Consider the following 20,853-nt stretch of genomic DNA (forward strand, 5'->3'; position numbering starts at 1 on the left):
GATGCTTTATTTTATCATTACCTTTTGCTTTTTCCGATGCTGATTGGTGGTAACTGCAACGATAATCACTTGTTTCTCAATCGAAGGAAGTACAGAGAAAGAGGTTTGTTTAATATCTTTCTTCTCATACAGTAATTTACCTTGTATGGAGTAGATCCTTACGGATTCAATCGGGTCATTGGGCAAGCTGCTTACTGCAATCGTATTGTTATACGTAGTAACCCGTATATTCCAATCACCCTGTGTACCTTCTTCTATGGTAGCATCTCCTATTCTTAGGAAAAGACGTCCTGTCACATTGCCTGTTTCATTCTCGAAGGTATAGTCGGGATTGTCTCTCAGGTTATGAATTTTACCGGTAAGTTTGTCTTCCAGATAGATATTTTCCGAAATATCCAGGGTTTCCATACCAGACAGACGGAGTGTCAGCTTACCCTTTTCAGAGGTACGGATACCCAATTCTATCGGTTTGGACAGATCGCCTAATGTGCGGATAGAAGCTGCTTTTCCATCCAACAAAGTATATAATACGGCCGGAGTGGTTACGTCTTCTGAGAATAGCGTCCACATGTCTTTCCGTTCACTATACGTGTTCTCTTCCAATGGAATATACCGCAAACGGATATTACTTTGAGCAACACTGTCGCGTAATACGTCCATCCGTAGTACAGTATTCTCTGTAGAAGCCTTTGTTGAGCGTAACACATTGTTATTGTTCGCGTCTGATAGCGTTGTAACAGACATATCGAAGGTGAATGTCAGATCATCCTTAAATGCTTTTATGATGAATGCTTGCATAGGGGCTATTTCGTTCGGGTCGTTGGAGAATAGGCTTGGGTTTATAGCTTCAAATGTTTCTCCTGAAGTCCAGATATAATACCCGCCCGTTATTCCATTTGCACTTGCAAACTTACTAAAGTTCAGATGCGACATAAACGGATTACCTACTAAGGTTGTTGAGTAGGAGGTTTTGTCGGTCTCTATAGTAACATCAAAGCTAGCTGTATTTACAGTGTTTGGCAAAGAACCTGTAAAATTCCGTTCGTAAGTAAATCGTCCTTTATAACTACGATTGAGCCATTCTGTTTTGCCCAGCTCTACCCCATGATAGTTCCACATCGTATATTGCGTGCTGTCTTTGGGAAAGCGGAAAGGTTGTATTTCTTTTTCGCTTGCTGTTTTCCCGTCGTCTACCCAGACAGCATAGCCTAATCCCGGATACAAATCTTCGGTAAGCGTATTGAAGGGATTAGAAAAATCGCCTTCCGCTATTGCCGGAATATCACTTGTTTGCGGATTCTTTGCATTATATTTCATCATATATACAGTAGGATTCTGACGGGCTACATTTCCAATAATAAAGTAGTCGCCGGAGTACATGGAGCGCAAGGGTGCAGAAAGCGTATACCAACGGTTCGGCTTAATATCCAAATCTACATAGGCAAATCTGTATTTCAAATAGTCGGTACGTGCTACTCCTCCTCCCATTTTAAACATGATGCTGTCACAAGCCGGACGAAGAGAAAATGTATTTTCTTCATTTATAGCCTGTTGTTGTTTATTCAGATTATCCTGATTGGTCTTGTAATCTGTCCCGTTGAGTGTTTCGACTGTAGGCTTCAGCAGATTCGGATAATGCCCTAATAAGATAGTTGTGTCAACACTTATCGACGCATTTGGGATAATTGCATTAGTACAATCACCCGGAACTCCGTTGTCCCAGTTCTTGAAGTCGTTCCAGTTATTAAGCTCTCCTTTACCCGTCCAGGTTGTTACTTTGGGAAATATAAGGAACCGATGTATGGATGTATTCGAACATTCGACTTCGTTAAATGCAGTAAGAGATATGGTGTAATAACCCGGCTCATAGTCTTCCAGCTTAAGTTTTAGCTCTTTAGAAGAGGAATTTTGAATAATTGCCCCATCAAGCAACCATGAAAAACGGCTATATGTCCCATTATCTTTATTTGTGATTGTTACATATCCGTTCTCATCAACATCGTTATAACAGAAGGCTGTTGTATTGTCTTCCAGTGATGGTGTAGGGAATGGTGCTACAGTCGATGAGAATGTTAATTTACGAGGTTCGGATACAGCCAGACAGTCATAATTAAGCTTGTTGCCGAATGTTCCTGCCTGACCAACTACCAGGCGATAGTCGCCATTATTAGCATCTGTAAATTTGCTTATGGTATATATTGAATTTTCTGTTGTTACTACTCCGTTACTTACACTATTATTAGTCCCGGGTATAAGTACCCAGGTATCGGTTCCATCCTTCCTGAATTCCCACCAATAATCCAAATAGTCACCTAAGGTTCCGTCGTCTGTATAGGAACCTTCTAATGTGGCAATACCATAAGCGTTTTCTGCATTTTCCTGACAAATATAGCTGTCAAGCGATGGAACCAGTGTAACAGGGGGCATTGCCAAATAGATTTCGATATCATCCATCAAAACGTCATTTCCTCCGCTTGTACCGAAGTTGTTATTTACAACCTCCAGGCTTATACTGGTAACCTGGTCCGGCACAAAGAATCTGAATCCGAATTGTCTCCATTTATTTTCTTCATCAACCATGTTTCCGGAGATAAATTCTGCTAATATCAAGCCGGTATGTGTGTCGGTCAATGTAAATTTAAGATTCGCTTTTTCAGTACCATTCCAAGTCACGGGGCTGGCAAACCATCCCGTAAAGACCATTTCTATGTTTCGGCAGGAACCTAGATTGTCCATCTGGTATGTATAGAAACGCCCGGGTTCTTCATTCGCATTAATAGCAACCAGATATCCATGCTTTTCATTTGCAATACCTTCGTAAATATGATCTTCTATAGCTTTCCAGCCACTGTTATTTAATGTTGGACTTTCCTTGGATATCAGATAAGAACCTTCAGGAAGTTCTTGGTCATCCAGAATGTGCTGATCGTAATCGATAATCATGTTTGCAGGAGGATCTGTCTTTATCTTTGGATCAGAGTCGCTTGTTCCTCCGAAGTCTTCTCTGTGTATACGACGGGAATTGGCTGTAGACACAATAGCTTTTATACTTCCGCAAAGATAACCTTGTTCCAAGTGGAATGGTATTCTAACTGTATTAGGGAGAGGATTTCCATCACTGTCGCAGATTTCCACCCAATAGGTTCTATTTGCAAATTTTCCTTCCGTATTTCTTTCGTTCTGGATAGATATGGTATGCGTTTTTCCATCAGATACTAATATAGGGTCCTGAACGTCAGTTCCAGAAGTATAATTCTGATTTTTGTCATACTCGTCCTGGTCCGTTAACGGACTTCCGGCAGTTTCACTGGTGTACCATTTATAGATAATTCCGTTTATTTCAGGAACCTCCAGGTATATCAATGAAGGTAAGTAACCAGGTTCTCCCTTACTAACCATTCCGGGCAGGAAAACATTTCCACCACCTTTTCTGTAGTCTCTGGTTGCTTGGTCATCTGTCATATTATCCGGACATACAAAATAGGTTTTGGGAGAGATGGTAGTCGGGACAATTTTTAAGGGTTCGGAAGATAGCGAAGCGGATGCACTTTTTACTGTCAGACGGTAATATACAGTAGATGTAATGGCTGTAGTTGTATACTCGTTTGTTTCAAAATTTCCATTAGCTACATTTGTGGGAGTTCCTGCTTCCGTCCAGGTAACTCTATCAGGACTGCTTTCCCATTGATAGGTGAGGTCGCCGCTTAATTCACCGCAAGCATAAGAGCCCGTAAGTGATGCTGTTTGGCCTGATAGTATTGAGATTTCCGATTGATCAGGTGTGATTATTTGCACAGGATTTAATTGCTTTATTTCAATGTCATCCATTGCAAAAGCCTTACCCCAGTCCCAGCTGTCTCCTTCTGCAAGAATGGAAAGCGTGGCTGTAGTAACACCTTGTGGTACAAAAAAGTCAAGTCCGTATTGTATCCAGGGAGCATTATTTCCTCCGCTGATCGTTTCGGTTATATATTCTTCCGTGTGTCCGTTATCGAAGCTTACAAGAAATTTGAATTTTTGCGTAGTATTCTTATTCCTTTCCAAGTCAGCAATCCAGGCTTTAAACGATAGTTTCGAGCCGGGACATAGATCAGAAAGCGTCGTCTCATAAAATTTCATAGTTTCGCCTTCGGTTTGTTTTCTGGCATGAACCAGCAGAAAGTATCCGTTGCATCCGGTATGATCCGTTATATCGGTATACCAGTCTGTCGTACTTTCTACAGAGCTTCCTGAGTCTGTCCAGTAGTTCAGATATACTTGATTGGTAATAATATAGTAACCGCTTCCAGGGTTAGGCCTTACCGTTTCTGCATTAGCATCTGTATATGTATATCCCGGAATATCATATATATTGTCTGCTTTATAAATGAAATTTTGTGTGGAGCCACAGCCTTTAAAATCTTCTTTGATCAGGTAGTTGGTATCTCGGAACAGTTGTATAGGTGCTGAAGCCATAGCTTCAGTAAAATCCGTATCATCACTAGTGGTAATTAATATCCGGAAATAATAACCATCTTCCACAGAAGATATATTCGTGGCAAAGTTTCCGCTAATCCCTACAGCCGTACCGTTTGCTTCTGCAATATCTGTCCATCCATTGCCATCATTACTTTTTTGCCATTTATACTTGATCGAAGAACTGATGAATTTATAGTTTACCATGCAGGAAACATTTGAACCAACATGACTTTCCGTATTAGGAGAGGTAATGATTACATGAGTGTCGTGTTCGGTAACAGAGATGTCGTCCAATCCAAGCCATAGATTGTTGCCAAAAGATGATATGCGAATTTTGATGTAACTCTCCTTCTCCGAATAATTGCTTGGTATGTGAAACAACAACTCTTTTTCTTCCCATCCGTCGCTAACCCCAAACTCAGCGGAGCTAGTTAGTGTGCTTCCCGGTTTTTCTACCTCCATCTTAAATTGGTATGTAAGACCATCATCTCTTCCCCAAAGAGCGACCTGCCATGCGTTGAACGCAAAGCTTTTTCCTTTCATCCCCTCTGTAACCGGAATCGTAGTTTCATAAACTGTCTTCTGACCATTGGTTGGATTTAAAGAGTACATAAAATATCCTCTTGAGTTGTCACCAGGAATTGTGTGGTCATCAAACCCCTTTTTACCGCTACCATCTCCGTGTCCCCATTTCCATTCTTGACCCGAATAACCAGGAAGAGGCAGTTGCCATCCGGCCAGTTTGGTGATTGCGTATCTTGCGACTCCATCTACATCCAGTTTAATCGGAATTTCCCCATAAGCTTGTTTTATTTCATTCTTGTTGCTAGCATCTTTATCGGGTTGTCCATAACTGAATTCTGTTGTTATAGTAGGTTGCGAACCCGCCTGAATCCACCAGTCGCCTGAAGCGCCAGCCGGATCTGTCTGGTCGGTAGAGGGCCAATTTCCTCCAAAATTTTCCATAAAAAGGTATTCGTTCGCTATATACTCTACCGTTATTATATCTGAATAGAAAGTATCACTACCAGCAGTAACAGCAAGTCGATAATTGACAGAGCCTTCCACTGTCTCTGCTGTTGGAGTGAACTTTGTGGTAAAAGAAGTTGCATTTCCCGGTTCAGCAACTTCTGTGCCGGTAGCTGTAATCCACGAACTGCCATTGTATTTCTGCCACGTGTATGTATCAGTATTGCTTCCCAACGGATTATAATATTTTGCTTGAAAAGGTACGGCAACCTGGGTGTTGACTTTTGTATAGGTAGTGAAAGAGGCGGGTGATACAATTTGTATTGCTTTCATGGTTACGGTAATGTCGTCTATCCCAAATTTGTGAGATTTGTCATAGTATCCATACTTATCCACAATACTGAAAGTAATCTCTCCATCCTGCGTAGCCGTAGCGGAATAAGACCAGAATTGCCATCCTCCACCTGAATTATAAAAATTATCCGATGTGTTTGTTGCACCGCCAAGACCTGTTCCTGTAGCCTGTATTTCAAAATTATACCCGCCATCCACATCATCATAATAAAGACCAAACTTAACCGTTTCTCCTTTTCTTACATAAGGAACAGTTGCAGCATAGATTTTTTTTGGAGTAGTACCAGCTTCTTTAACGGCAAAAAGATAATATCCGGTTCCGGAATGGTCAGGGTGAGACCATATACTAGGGTTGCCATGACCAACCTGATTGGAATTTTTTGTAATGATACATTCTCCTATATTTGAGGCCATTGGAACAGCAGTAGCATAGGTGAAGTCGTAATAGCTCCCGTATATTCCAGGGTTCGGTAGTATATATTCACCACTGAATTCGGGTCTTTCGAAATCTTCAATAAAGACTTCTACAAGAGTAGCTTGCTGTGCAAACATCTGTCCTCCTGTCAATAACAGTCCTAGTAAGAATACCATGATTCTTACTTGCTTGAGGTATATCGTTGTTTTTAATACTTTATTCATAACCATTCGATTATTAGAATATAATTGACTGATTCCTGATCAGGGAATTTGAACTGCTTTTTGTCTCGGGCGTTGAACTTCTGGTAGAGGGTGATTCTATTAAGTCGGAGCTTACCGGGGGTATTGTTGGCGTTCCGATAGAAACGATGTTCTGGATATTCAGTTTGTACCAGTTATTACGTACAACACCGAAGCGGCCGTATCCACCGACACTTACTACTGGTTCAGCAACGGGAAAGTGTTCAATCGGCGCTTCATAAAACATCTCTCCATTTTTATAAAAAGAAAGCTTATCGGATGTTGCCGGATTTGTATTAGCACTCAGATCATCCCAATTGAAAGAAGGGTTGTCTTGTTTGAATTTTGCTATTGCGTCCAGTATACCGTCGCGAAGATATATATGAATGTTTTCTGTCGTTGTTGCCGATGCATATATTTTCACATCTTCCGGACGAAGGATGTAGAAGGTGTTGTTGTTTTTATCATAGTTGTTATACTTATAATCTTCAATATTTTTGTCGCCACCCTTAAATACGAAGAAGTCTCCCATTTGTTCTACTTTGGTTGGTTTTTCGTTTGTTTTGTCTTTTCCGAATACTTCTCTTTTAAGAATAGCTTTAAATATAACCCGCGTGACCCGGTCCCCCTTTTGTTCGCTTTGTACCATTGTGTTTTCGGGAATGTATACCGGCGCATCATCTCCCGTTGTCCATCCCCAGTATCCTGAATATGTATATATAGGTGGAGACAGCCTTTTAGCTTTACTATCTGTCGCGTCAGGATTAAGTGCGTCCTCACTTGTGATATAACTAAAATTAGCATTTGAAGCGGAAGTAAAGTTTGGATCTTCGGCATAAGACTTCTCTCTGTCTATTTGACCCTGTTTTTCCATCGTGCCATTTGCCATATTGGTAAGATGTCTGAGCCAGTAGCTTGATTTATTAACGACGTCTACTTCCCATGTCAGGTCGGTAGCCACCATGTAGCGTACCCGGTCGGTAACAAGCCCTAATCCGTCGTATGTATGGATATGCGGTTTGGCGTCGCATTTTTTTGTTTCTCTGTCAAAATATCCCGGGCAACCATATACAGGACATTTAATGCAATCCTCGGGTATGTCGTAATCATCACCCCAAGGTGCTGCCAGTTGGTTGTTGTAATCCAGTAACATCACAAACCGGCCGAAATCAGCTACGGCTGTAGAGCGAGTACCTGTGGTTGGTCCGGTGTATTCACTGCTTATTTTAGCAACAGCACGCTCTACGTTAATCTGAACAGGGTTGTATTCTGCTTTTTCCGCAGATTCGTAAAAGTTGCTGTTGGTTAATTGTATGAGTCCCTGATGATTTAGCATCAGGAAATGGGCTGCTTCATTGTTTACTGTTTGATACATATTAGTAGTAACTGTTGCATCAAATGTACCATTTTCTATAGCAGATAGTAATCCTCCTCCTTCTTCAGTAATTCTTTTAATAGCGTTGTTTGGGTTAATAATGATAAGCATTTTGTAATTGTCCGGCTTTAATTCTTTAGCTTTGGTTTGAATAATAATATGATCTTCAGTTTTTTTCCAAGGGGTGCGGAGATCATTACCGGTAACATTTATATCATTCGAATTGACATTCAGCTGTATATCCAAATCCCAGCAATGTGCTACTATATTTCCTTTATAGAGTACAAGACGTATTCCATCAATCATAATTTCTGCATTGCTTCCCTTATCAACCCCGGTAGCCTTGGTTAATAGCGGCAAGTTCATAGTAAGGGACAAATGGTCTCCATTGCCACCAACATTACCACTCCCTTCACTGTCATCCAACAGTGGGTCGTCGGTACATGAAGTTAGCAATAAAGCTATCCCTGCCATTAGAATTATATGATACAGAAAATGTTTCATTACCTTTATTCTTAGATACTGCTTAAATACGTGAAAACCACTCAAACAGAACCCACCCTTATTGTATTCTTTTTATTTATAAAACAGTATTAAAACCAAAATACATCATAGTGCATTTCAGTTAGTTACAGTGAAGCAAAAAACGCATGCGTGCGTTTTACCGATCACATGCGTGCGTTTTTACAATTGCACGCATGCGATTTGCAAAAAGTACGCATGCTATTTTTACTTCCTGTAATAAATGCATATAATTACTTAGAGATCTATTCCCTGATTACGTTCTAACCATGGAAGGATAGTAAACTCAACAGATAACCATGATTCATCTTTATCATCCGGATCTGGTCTGTCTTTTGGTTCAGGTATTTCTGCTGTTCCATAATTCTTGATACTGTTTAGTGACAGATTATACCAGTTGTTGCGAACAACACCATAACGACCGTATGCCATATTTTGATCTTGAAGGTCATTGCTAAAGTGACGAATAGGTACATAATAATAGTTCGGTGCATCTTTAGCAAAAAAGCGTACGGTAGCTCCATTATTGGTAATGTCTTTTGAAGCGGTTGGAGCAGATGTGTAATTACTAAAGTCGGTAGCCATATTTACTAAAATAGTAGGTAGAGCAATGATTCCGGCATTTTCGGACAACTGGATAAGGTCCTTCCATTCAGCGTTGTTAGCATTAGTAATTTTTGTTGTAGGCTCGCCGGCTGCAGCATATATCTCCTGTATATCTACAAGAGTGAATGCCATATTGCGGTATAAGAAATATGGATCACCTGCAGTTAAATTCTTTTTAAAGAACGTTGTTTTGGGAGTAATGACTGCAGAAATTAGCACACAGGTAGTTACATCTTCCCATTGATCTTTTGCATCCATTGTATTTTCCGTTACATAGGCATAAGTATCCTTATTGACAGGATCAGGATAAGTCGTGTTTGTTGTAGGCTCATAGGAAAGAACAGCAGTTCCTGATTTGTAATTAAACTCATTTGAAAGTGTAAAAGTACTGCTTGCATTGCGACTATGGCTGACATCGTCCCAGTTTGGGTCTTTGGCATACATATATATACGATTCGCAGCAGTCGCTACTTCTGGGATTGTGTCGGTTACAGACCCTGACGAAATACTTGACTCGTCAAGCATACCAATCGGATTTCTCATCCAGAATGTTTTTTTGTTGACAACATCAACATCCCATTTAATCTCGCCAATATTTGCGTCTAGTGTTGTATTAGTCGTTATATCGGCAGCTGCATTCATGGTTACTTTAGCAACTGCACGTTCAACGTTTAATTTGACTGGGGCAGCTTCTGCTTTATCTGCAGTATCGTAAATATCACTTTCTTTCACATCTATTAATCCTGCAAAGTTACTCATCAGGAAGTTGTTTCTGTTTGCAGCACCAGTAATATCATCAACTGTAACTGTAGCAGCAGTAGTCATAATGCTTAATACTGCATCTACAGCTGTAGCAGTTGTCAAATCTGCGGGAGGATTAATAAATACAGCTAATTTATAATTAGCTTTTACAACTTCTTTTGCTTTTGTTCTATAGGTTGTAGCATTAGCTCCCGGCGAAATACTGTGCATATCGCCACCTGGTGCAATTGGAGTACCTATTTGATCCAATAGAATCTGGTACTTAACTTTACTGTTAGGATCATCACCATCATATAAAACAATAATCGCAGAATTAACCTTGTTTTCATCAGCTGTACCGTAGTGAGTATCTCCTTCAGCTTTTGTTACGCCACGAACACTGCTGTTGATCAGAGCAAGGGAGATGTAACCCATTTCACCTTCTGTCTTACCTTTATCTTCACCTCCATCAGGAAGATTATCCGAACAGGAAGTAAACACTAATCCGGCTACCAAAGTAGCCCAAGCTATTCTCTTGAAATAATTTTTCTTCATAAAACAATTAATTATTAAAGTATATATTATCGTATTTAATTCTAAAATCTTTATTGATCAATATCCTGGAAACGAATAATCCAATCATTGATAGAGACCTGAACAGATACCCAGTGACCTTCCGGGTCTGGATCAGTCGGATCAGTCGGATCGGTTGGGTCAGTTGGATCCGTAGGGTCAGTTGGGTCTGTCGGATCAGTTGGGTCCGTAGGATCTCCATCATCTTTAATGAAAGTGAGGAATATCAGAATGTAATATTCATCTTCACGGTCGAGGTATTCCTGAAGCTGTATGTTTGAATATTGCAGCATGCGGAGAGCGTTCAGGTATTTAATCAATGGTATTTCAAGGATTATTTTACCTGTCTTTTTATCGCTTATACGTAAAATATTCACACGCCCATCATTCATTAAACGGAGCGAGTTCATTTCGGCAATAGCACCTACTTCCGCATCGTTTGCTGTATAATAGGGGAAGTATGATATCCTACGGTCTGCCGGGTCAAGTACGGTATTCTCATTATCATACCAGCCATCAGCAGATAGTATACGAATATCAAGGTTTTTTACATTGATAGGAATACTGTCGTTTTGGCTCTGTATAACAAGTCTGAACTTCTTGGTATCTTTCATAAGCGATACCGTATAGGTCTTTTCTTCCATGTCGGAAAATGTTACATCAGACAACATGCCGTGCCAAAGTGGCTCTAGTTCTGAGTTACGACTTACTATCCGGTTTTCGTAGTCTTTAACCTTGAGTTGAAAATCACTGAGGGTTGAACTGCCTGGTGTCAGAGTAGGAAATTCGTACGAGTCTGCGTCGAGCCCTGCCCATACGACAATCGTATAGTTTTGCCCGAGCCATTCATCGGGAACTGCTATTGTGTAGTTTTCCGGGAACGGATGTTGAGTATCTTTAACTTCCCTTACCAATACACCTGTTTCCGCATCAAACATAAAGATGCTTAAAGAAGTAACCTGGCGGTGGAACTGATCAACATACTCTATGTTGTAGTCATACACAATCTTCAAGTAGTTGGGACAGGGCATTGCTCCGTCTTTCACGCATGAAGAACCGAATAATAGCATTCCTGTAAGTATAGGGAGAAACAATGTTCGTATATTCTTTATCATTGTTCTTATGTTTATCATCTTTGAGATTGTTCTTTTTTGTTTAATTGATCAAGATTGTGCGACGCATCGGCATTTTTTGCCTGAATAGCCTGCTGGAAGTATTTGCGCGCACGTTTGAAATCCCCCCGCTGGGCATAGGCTACCCCCAGGTTATTCCATGCTTCGGGTATGTCTATTCCGGATAGGTGTTCGATTGCACGTTCTGCAGATCCGGCTTCGATGTCTGTAGCAGCCGCGTTTACCTTACTGATGTGATTGTCGGGGAACATACGAACAGCTACATCAAATACTTCTTTGAACTCTTTACTGTCTTTGGGATAGCTGTTGGCTACCAGGAACATTTCGTTCAGGTTAAGCAGTTGAGGACGCGTACGGATCATCCTTCTTGCTTCGTCTACATTGAACGCACGGGCAATGTATGAAACTTTAAATTCGTTACGGCGTAGTGAAGGGTATACCTCGTTTAGTAACATCTTATATACATTTCCACCATTGAAAGACTCAAGTGCACGTTTGCGGCGGGTAATATCAGGTGTATTGTCTATAATTGATATAATTTCGTTGCGATAAGGAATTGTTGATGTATTTAAAATAGCTTCCAATCCATCCCAGTCTTCGCCTTTACCTTCGTAGCTTATATTTGCTGTATTCCAATTGTATCTTTGTTGCAGATAAGTCATGAACGATTTTGCACGATTCTGTGAAAGGGTAAGATTCCCGTTAAAATTACCTTCGGGAGAAGAATACCCTGTTACCGTATGACGTGTGATGGTTAAGTCCGGATCGTTTTGCAGCTCCTTGACAAGTGCATCTACCTCTCTCAATACAGATGCATTGTTCTTGAAGTCGGGTAACAGTTCATAACGGTTTACTACATAGTTTATACGTGCAACAAATGTTTCGCTACGTTCTTTAATCTCTGCTTCGGGTACGATGTAAGAAACATGGTATTCCGGCATGAATACAGAAGGCTTTGATGGTATGATGTCGTTCTTAACCAGTTTTTTATCCTGAACATTTCCACAATCAGCACATCCGCTGGCATCTCCGTAAATGTACATATCGGCACCTTCAGCCCATTCTTCATAGGGAATAGAATAAGAGAGCTTTAATGTCTGTGAAGAACTATGTTTCCTTTTTACCAGCACTTGTGGTGTTTGCTCGAATACAGGATTGTCGTAAGCCAGAAGCCGTTCGATTGCTTTATAACGTTTAGAACCTGCAACCACAGCCGGTGGCAGATGATATACCGCTTGATCTTTTGTTATTATAGCCGGAGTAAGTACAAGCATTCCTTGTGCCGGAATCCGGGACTCGCCTAAGAGGACATCTATATCGATATGGAGTGAATTTCCCACTCGTTCGGCTTTGAACGAGTACGTTATCTTTTCGGGATAATTGATACTTCCTGCCGTTGCAGACAATACCATACTAAGTAATATGAGTATAGAGTATACTTTTTTCATGATTGATGTTTATAGAAATAACAGGAATGAAATAGTAGCTTTTGTTGGGCCGAAATAGTTTTTAACGCCGTTTTCAATAGAACCTCCACATGAGGCGCAAGGATATTTATCGTAATGTACCCGCACATAGCCGGCTCCTAAGGATAATTCAAAATTCCAGCGTTTGCTAAGTATCCACTGATGTCCGAATACAAGTCCTCCTCCGTAAAAATGACCTTCATAGCGATTCTCATCTAAATCGTCGAAAACACTTAGCGGCAAATTGATTTTTGAGAAATTATATTCTCCACCTAAGGCATGTACTCCGAGGTAACTCCCGTTAAAGCGTTCACAGAACCAATAACGAAACTCCGGTTGAACAAGCCAATGCTTCCAGTGTTTCTGATTGTCGGGATCGTAGAAGTTATATCCGCCACCCAATTCAAGTGAAGTCTTTTTACTAAGTCCAATCTCAAGAGCAAGATTAGGTGTTAGCGTTGCAGCATATAACAAATTAATTTTCAAAGCAACCGATGAAGGAGGATTGATGATATGAGGAACCTGCACAGTCTTATTACCTATTAGCTGTATATTCTGAGTAGATAATAGTGTTGGGTTTTCCTGTGCGCTTAGCTTGTTGGTAAGAGAAACAACTAAAGCCAGGCAAATAATTCCGACTCTCATGAGAACGGATCGTTTTTTTATGACTAATTTTAGACTACTTTGATAACTCATAAACGATGGGTTAGTGTATCTGTTTGACAAAGGGTGGATTATTTCCTTATGTCTTCTTATTTCTATCCGTGATTATAACAAAACTTATCTATTAAAGTTCAAAAGGGTAATTTGAAGTTTAATATAAAACCGCTGTTTTATAAATTAGATAAGATTTGGCAATTATTTTATATTATATATTCGTTTTCTTATTCAATATGATTAGGATTTCTTATATCTGTTGCATAATTAAAAACGTTTACTTATATCTATTTCATAAAATTCCGCAAATGTAATACATTTTTCGATAATTGTGCAATTAAAGGTGCTTTTTTTATAGCTTTATTGAATTATGTTTAATACTGATTAGTGAGGGATGTTAAAATATGTTCTATCTAGGACTATTTTGGGTTTTATTCTAAAATAGTGTAAAAAGCAATGGGTTTGTTAATATTTTTACAAAATATATAATTAGACACGAAGTCACAATTAACAAATCAGCAGATTGTAACTTCAAATTTATTTTCTTATGTTTGCTTATTCTAAAATAAACAAACTGATGAAAATTAATCAGATATCAATTATAATTCTGTTGTTTATAGTCTTTCTGTTTACCTCTTGTGGTGCAAAGAAACAGGTTCCGGTAGGAGCCCGTTCGCCGAATGATTTGTCAAAAGAGTTTGGTTTTCGGGTAACAAACAAGGACAACTTACATTTATATACAGAACTGGCTTCATGGAAAGGGGTGCCACACCGTAACGGTGGGAATACTAAAAAAGGAGTGGATTGTTCTGGTTTGGTGGTGCAGGTATATAATAAAGTATATAATAAAAAGCTGGCACGTTCCTCGGCTGACATATTGAAAAAGAATTGCCGGAAGGTTAAGCGTGGAAGCCTACAGGAAGGTGATCTTGTGTTTTTTAAGATAGGAAGAGGTCAGAAAAAGACACCGAACCATGTAGGCATTTATCTGAAGAATCAGTATTTTATGCATGCCAGTTCTTCTTCGGGTGTTGTTGTAAGTAGTCTGAACGATAAATATTATACACGTTACTGGCTTACCGGTGGAAAGGTAAAATAAAACAATCCGTTTTTTTCTTTATTTGTAACGTATGTTATTTTCCTAAGTTTACTTACCTTTGCAGCCTTAATTAAACATAGATTAGGTATGTTAACGCTCAAAGTTATCACAGAAAGTAAAGAAGAAGTAATCCGTAAATTAGCCAAAAAGCATTTCGATGCAAAAGATATAATCTCCCGGATTATTGATTTAGATAAAACCCGTAGAGAAACCCAACAGCTATTGGATGCCAACTTGGCTGAGGTAAACCGTCTGTCGAAAACGATAGGCCAGTTTATGAAGGAAGGTAAAAAAGAAGAAGCCGAGGCTGCCCGTACCCAGGTGGCAGAGATGAAAGAAGGGAATAAAACCCTTGACGAAACAAAGGAAAAGGCAGAAAAAGAAATACATGAACTCTTGGTGTTAATCCCAAATCTTCCGGCAGATGCTGTCCCGGAAGGCAGAGTAGCAGAAGATAATATAGTAGAAAGAGAAGGTGGAGTTATTCCCGAATTGTATGAAGGAGCCCTTCCTCATTGGGATTTAGCTAAAAAGTATGACCTGATAGACTTTGAACTGGGAGTGAAGATTACCGGAGCAGGTTTTCCTGTTTATAAAGGATATGGCTGCCGTTTGCAGCGCGCCTTGATTAATTTCTTCTTGGACAATGCTCGCGAAGCCGGCTATCTGGAGGTTCAACCCCCTTATGTGGTAAATACTGATTCCGCTTATGGTACCGGAAATTTGCCCGACAAAGAAGGCCAAATGTACCATGCTACGCTCGATGATCTGTATCTGATCCCCACAGCCGAAATACCTGTAACCAATATATATCGGGATGTTATCTTGAACGAAACAGATCTTCCGGTAAAGAATACAGCCTACTCTGCTTGTTTCCGTCGTGAAGCCGGCTCCTACGGCAAGGATGTGCGTGGATTGAACCGTTTGCACCAATTCGATAAAGTAGAGATCGTACGTATTGATAAACCGGAACATTCTTATCAGTCTTTGGAAGAGATGGTTAATTATGTACAAACGCTGGTTGATAAACTGGAACTTCCATGGCGAATCCTGCGTTTGTGTGGTGGAGATATGAGCTTTACTTCGGCTCTTACCTTTGATTTTGAAGTCTACTCGGCTGCTCAGAAGCGCTGGCTGGAAGTAAGCTCCGTATCTAATTTTGAAAGCTATCAAGCTAACCGTTTGAAATGTCGTTATCGCGACGAAAATAAAAAGATACAATTATGCCATACCCTGAACGGGAGTGCTTTGGCATTGCCCCGCATTGTTGCGGCGCTTTTAGAGAATAACCAAACCCCGGACGGAATCCAAATACCCAAAGCCTTGATTCCTTATACCGGATTTAATGTAATTAAATAATGAATTTATTGAAAATTAGTATTGCTGTAATAGCCTGCGTTTTTCTTTTTTTTAGTTGTAAGCATTTTGAGAAATTGGAACTTTCTGAAAATGCCGTATCTGTTCCCATAGCAGGGAATACGTATGTGACCGGTGGTAAAGGTGATGCCTTTGTTTCTACCGAAGGAATTGTTCGCTGGACAGGCGAAGAAGCCGTTTTGTCTTCTTGGTTTAAAGTTAGCCATGCTGGCGACTTATTACTATTCTTAAAGGCAAAAGCGATAGATGGTGTTTCCGAACTGAGTGTATCTTGCAATGGACAAACATTCTCCGTGCAAGTAAAAGAAGAAGAGGAAACCATTATTTCTGTTGGTAAAGTAACGCTCAACGAAGCCGGATATGTACGTGTAGACATGAAAGGGATCAAGAAAGAAGGACATCAATTTCCTTCTATTTCCGAACTACTTATTGATGGTGAAGCGGCTCAAAAGCCGCTTTATTATGTACATGATTTTGAGACCTATTGGGCTTTGCGAGGCCCTTCCGTACATATGAATTATGCTTTGCCTGATACAGATGTGGAATACTTTTATAATGAAGTATTTGTTCCGGAAGGCGAAGATGTAGTAGGGAGTTATTTCATGGTAAACGGCTTTGGTGAAGGATATTGCGGCATACAGGTAAACAGTGAAACCGAGCGGCGTATCCTTTTTTCAGTCTGGAGTCCTTATGAAACAGATAATCCATCTGAAATACCCGAAAATCAACGTATTCAGTTGTTAGCTAAAGGAGACAACGTTTTTGCGGGAGAGTTCGGAAGTGAAGGATCGGGTGGACAGAGCTATCTTGTTTTTCCGTGGAAAGCAGGTGAGACCTATCGTTTCCTTACCCGTGTATGTCCAGACGAAAAAGGAAATACACAATACTATACCTGGTTTTTTGCTCCCGAAACTGAGGAATGGAAACTGATTGCCGGTTTTCTTCGTCCGCAAACAAACACATGGTATACGAGGGCACATTCCTTTCTGGAAAATTTTATTCCGGAGCAAGGCTATTATTTTCGTTCGGTTTGTTTTAAGAACCAGTGGGCTCGGACATCAAAAGGAGAATGGCAGGAACTGATTGAAGGTACCTTTACGTATGATGCAACGGCTAAATCGCAAGTTCGCATGGATTATGCAGGGGGAGTCAATGGTGATTCTTTTTTTCTGAAAAATGGTGGTTTCTTTAATGAAAATACAGATCTAAATAGTATTTTTACACGGCCAATAAGAAACAATTTGCCTAAAATAGAAATAGATAAATTACCATAAATTCAAATAAGGAACCACTAAATACGCGTATATGAATAGCTTAATCGACAAATTAAAACCAAAGGAAAACAAATTCTTTTTGTTGCTCCAAAAAATGGGGGATTTAATTATTACAGCATCCGACTTGATGCTTGAATGCGTTAAAATCGCCACTCATGATGAGGCCGTTTCTTATTATAAGAAAATCAAAGAGTTGGAACATCAGGCAGATGCAGTACAAGGAGAAATCTTTGAGGAGCTGAATAATACATTTATAACGCCTTTTGACAGGGAGGATATCAATAATTTATCTTCCAAAATGGACGATATTATGGATTTGATGACCAGCTGTTCTAAACGTATTATGCTGTATAACCCCAAAAGGATTCCTGAAAATGCAAGCAATCTGGCTGTATTGTTGCGTGAATCAGTTGGTTTCCTTAATCTGGCTATAGACGAACTTGATTCATTCAAGAAAAGGCCTGAAAAGATTAAGGAATATTGCGTGCAAATGAATGTACTGGAGAAGAAAGCAGATGATGTATATGAGGATTTCCTGATTGTATTATTCTCGGAAGAAAAGGATGCGATTGAGGTTATAAAGTTGAAAGATATTCTTCATGAACTTGAAAGGGCTACAGATGCTTGTGAAGCTGTAGGAAAGATAATTAAAACGGTTATTATCAAGTATTCATAATCAACAAAAGATGACTCTGTTAATAATCGTTATTGCGTTGGCTTTAATTTTTGATTTTATTAATGGCTTTCACGATGCCGCCAATTCTATAGCAACCATTGTTTCTACCAAAGTGTTAACGCCTTTTCAGGCTGTTATATGGGCTGCATTCTTTAACTTCGTAGCTTTCTTTATTGCCAAATATATTATCGGGGAATTTGGAATCGCCAATACTGTTGCTAAAACTGTATTGCCGCAATTCATAACGTTGCCTGTTATCTTATCCGGCTTGATCGCTGCTATCATCTGGAATTTGGTTACCTGGTGGCTAGGTATTCCTTCATCTTCTTCTCATACCTTGATTGGTGGATTTGCCGGAGCTGCTATTGCCAGTGCCGGTTTCGGATCTATTGAAGGACTTGTTATTCTGAAAATTGCAGCCTTTATTTTTCTGGCTCCGCTAATCGGTATGCTTATTGCCGTGGTACTAACTTACTTTACTTTGTATTGTTGGCGAAAGGCAAAGCCTCATAAGGCAGAAAGCTGGTTCCGGCGTTTGCAATTACTCTCTTCGGCTCTATTCAGTGTAGGACATGGACTTAACGACTCTCAAAAGGTAATGGGGATCATTGCTGCTGCTCTTTTTGCTGCAGGAGAAATAACCGATATAGGAAATATCCCCAACTGGGTACCATTGGCTTGTTTCAGTATGATAGCTATGGGTACCATGTCGGGAGGCTGGCGGATCGTAAAGACAATGGGAACAAGGATAACCAAAGTAACAGCATTAGAGGGTGTTGTAGCCGAGACATCCGGTGCTATAACCCTTTTTATTACTGAAATCCTGAAGATTCCGGTAAGTACTACGCATACCATTACCGGATCCATCATCGGAGTGGGAGCTGTTAAGCGACTTTCAGCCGTTCGCTGGGGAGTAACAAAAGACTTACTTGTCGCCTGGATATTGACTATACCTGTCAGTGCCGTTATGGCAATGCTGGTTTATGTACTTATTGTTTTTGTTATCGGCATGGCTTAGTGTATAGCATTTTATCTGCTTTGATTGATGCCGCATGCCAGGTTTTGTAACCACCGGAGAGGTTACGAACGTCTGTAAATCCGTTCTGTGTGAGGATACGATATGCCAGGTATCCGCGAAGTCCCACAGCACAAGATACAATGATAGGCTTGTCTTTCGGTAGTTCGCCTAATCGTTCCCGCAGCTCATCTACCGGGATGTTGATGGCTCCGGGTAATGTTCCCAGCCTGTATTCTTCTTCTGTACGTACGTCTACCAATATGGTTTCATTACCTAAATCGGCTATTTCGCGCCAATGGATTGTTTTTACTTTGCCTGTCAGGATGTTATTGGCCACATAACCTGCCATATTAACCGGATCTTTAGCAGAAGAGTAGGGAGGAGCATAGGCCTGTTCCAATGTGATCAGGTCGTTGATTGTCCCTTTCCGCTGAATGACTTGTCCCAGCATTTCGACTCGTTTGTCTACTCCGTCAAAACCAACGACTTGGGCTCCGAATACTTGTCCGTTTTCAGGAGAAAACAATACCTTAATAGATAGTGAAACAGCTCCCGGATAATACCCTGCGTGCGAAGCCGAATGGGTAAAAGACGACAGATAAGGGATGCCTTCCCGTTTCAGCAACTTGGCATTTGCACCGGCTGCAGCTACCGTCAAGTCGAATATCTTAGCGATCGAGTTACCTATGGAGCCTTCATATGTTTCCTTATTGCCGAACACCATATTGTCGGCAACGATACGGCCTTGCTTGTTTGCCGGTCCGGCCAGTGGAATTAAGGCTGCTTTTCCGGTAACCAAGTGAGTAACCTCTGTTGCATCTCCCAGGGCATATATCGAAGGATCAGATGTTTGCATATATTTGTTTACACTAATTCCGCCTAAAGCTCCGATACTGAGGCCTGCCTCTTTGGCCAGTTTCGTTTCAGCCCGCACACCGATGCTGAGCAGTACCATGTCGGTTTCTATTATCTTCCCACTTTGCAGATGAACGCGTATCCCTTTTCCGTTTTCTTCAAAGTGTTTGACGCCATCTTCCAGTATCAGCTCTACGTTTTTGTCGTTCAAATGCTGGTGTACGATGGCTGCCATGGAGTAGTCAAGGGGCGCCATTACCTGGTTTGCCATTTCTACGACAGCCACTGTTATACCCAGTGCATGAAGGTTTTCTGCCATCTCCAAACCGATGAATCCGCCTCCCACTACTACGGCATGCCGGGGCTTTTCCTGTAGGGTGTATTGCTTGATTGCATCTGTGTCGGGTACGTTTCGTAGGGTAAAAATCTTCTTGCTGTTTATGCCTTGTATATTGGGGCGTAAGGGCTCTGCTCCGGGCGAGAGCGCCAATTTATCATAACTTTGCAGGTAGGTTTCGCCTGTTGCCAGATTCTTCACTTCCACCTGTTTCGTTTCCGGATGAATGGCAATTACTTCCTGCCGGGTACGGATGTCTACACGAAAGCGTTGGGTAAAGCCTTCTGCCGTCTGAACAAACAGTTTGTCCCGATCGGTAATGATATCTCCAATATAATAAGGTAATCCGCAATTTGCGTATGACACATATTCTCCTCTTTCGAAAAGTATGATTTCTGCTTTTTCGTCTAGCCTTCTCAAACGGGCGGTTATGGTTGCACCTCCGGCAACTCCTCCGATAATCAAGTATTTCATGTTCTATCTATTTTTAGCTGTTTTGTACAAATGTATAAACAATTATCGATTAAAAATAGTTTCTGGTGGAAAATAATTTCAATCGACTGATAGACGCTAGTTTGGGAGTTCATTTCTTTCAAGTGAAAAGCACAATATAATTAGTCTATCCTTAAAAGCATTTCATTTATTTGATTGACAATATATTAGTTTGATTATTTCTTGTTTATATCTGCAAGAATTAGTATCTTTA

General features: G+C 40.4%; 11 protein-coding genes and 1 pseudogene. 5 read left to right on the plus strand and 7 right to left on the minus strand.

Features of this window, described 5'->3' with window-relative positions; all coding sequences use genetic code 11:
- Positions 1 to 6: 6 nt before the first annotated feature.
- From M2470_RS15795 to M2470_RS15820, 6 genes are all read right to left on the minus strand, one after another.
- Entirely contained in the window at positions 7 to 6,420 is a 6,414-nt protein-coding gene (locus M2470_RS15795) for a hypothetical protein (RefSeq protein ID WP_280745971.1), read from the minus strand.
- A 13-nt stretch (positions 6,421 to 6,433) separates the two neighbouring features.
- Positions 6,434 to 8,317 (minus strand): fimbria major subunit, encoded by a 1,884-nt coding sequence (locus tag M2470_RS15800; RefSeq protein WP_280745972.1) that lies wholly within the window; start codon positions 8,315 to 8,317, stop codon positions 6,434 to 6,436.
- Positions 8,318 to 8,572: 255 nt separating this feature from the next.
- Positions 8,573 to 10,237, minus strand: a complete 1,665-nt coding sequence (locus M2470_RS15805) for an Mfa1 family fimbria major subunit (RefSeq protein ID WP_280745973.1) — start codon at positions 10,235 to 10,237, stop codon at positions 8,573 to 8,575.
- Between the two features lie 50 nt (positions 10,238 to 10,287).
- Positions 10,288 to 11,370 carry a FimB/Mfa2 family fimbrial subunit gene (locus M2470_RS15810; RefSeq protein WP_280745974.1) on the minus strand — a complete coding sequence of 361 codons (1,083 nt, stop codon included), beginning with the start codon at positions 11,368 to 11,370 and terminating at the stop codon, positions 10,288 to 10,290.
- Between the two features lie 14 nt (positions 11,371 to 11,384).
- Entirely contained in the window at positions 11,385 to 12,836 is a 1,452-nt protein-coding gene (locus M2470_RS15815) for a DUF3868 domain-containing protein (protein ID WP_280745975.1), read from the minus strand.
- Between the two features lie 9 nt (positions 12,837 to 12,845).
- Positions 12,846 to 13,499 carry a DUF3575 domain-containing protein gene (locus M2470_RS15820; RefSeq protein WP_280745976.1) on the minus strand — a complete coding sequence of 218 codons (654 nt, stop codon included), beginning with the start codon at positions 13,497 to 13,499 and terminating at the stop codon, positions 12,846 to 12,848.
- A 589-nt stretch (positions 13,500 to 14,088) separates the two neighbouring features.
- Here M2470_RS15820 and M2470_RS15825 point away from each other — a divergent pair.
- The 5 genes from M2470_RS15825 to M2470_RS15845 all read left to right on the plus strand — a co-directional run bounded on the left by M2470_RS15825 (position 14,089) and on the right by M2470_RS15845 (position 18,955).
- Positions 14,089 to 14,610, plus strand: coding sequence for an NlpC/P60 family protein (locus tag M2470_RS15825; protein ID WP_280745977.1), 522 nt, complete (start codon positions 14,089 to 14,091; stop codon positions 14,608 to 14,610).
- An 87-nt stretch (positions 14,611 to 14,697) separates the two neighbouring features.
- Entirely contained in the window at positions 14,698 to 15,969 is a 1,272-nt protein-coding gene (gene serS / locus M2470_RS15830; protein WP_280745978.1) for a serine--tRNA ligase, read from the plus strand.
- A complete protein-coding gene (locus M2470_RS15835) occupies positions 15,969 to 17,261 on the plus strand; it encodes a DUF3472 domain-containing protein (RefSeq protein WP_280745979.1) in 1,293 nt (430 codons plus the stop codon). The genes serS and M2470_RS15835 overlap by 1 nt, the downstream gene beginning before the upstream one ends.
- Positions 17,262 to 17,292: 31 nt before the next feature.
- Positions 17,293 to 17,937 carry a DUF47 family protein gene (locus M2470_RS15840; protein WP_280745980.1) on the plus strand — a complete coding sequence of 215 codons (645 nt, stop codon included), beginning with the start codon at positions 17,293 to 17,295 and terminating at the stop codon, positions 17,935 to 17,937.
- Between the two features lie 10 nt (positions 17,938 to 17,947).
- On the plus strand, positions 17,948 to 18,955 hold the full coding sequence (locus M2470_RS15845; RefSeq protein WP_280745981.1) for an inorganic phosphate transporter: 1,008 nt from the start codon (positions 17,948 to 17,950) through the stop codon (positions 18,953 to 18,955).
- 25 nt (positions 18,956 to 18,980) lie between these two features.
- Here the strand turns inward: M2470_RS15845 and M2470_RS15850 are convergent.
- A pseudogene (locus tag M2470_RS15850) lies at positions 18,981 to 20,621 on the minus strand (FAD-dependent oxidoreductase); the annotation flags it as partial.
- Positions 20,622 to 20,853: the final 232 nt, after the last annotated feature.

The organism is Parabacteroides sp. PH5-46, assembly GCF_029892785.1.
Classification (GTDB): Bacteria; Bacteroidota; Bacteroidia; order Bacteroidales; family Tannerellaceae; genus DFXE01.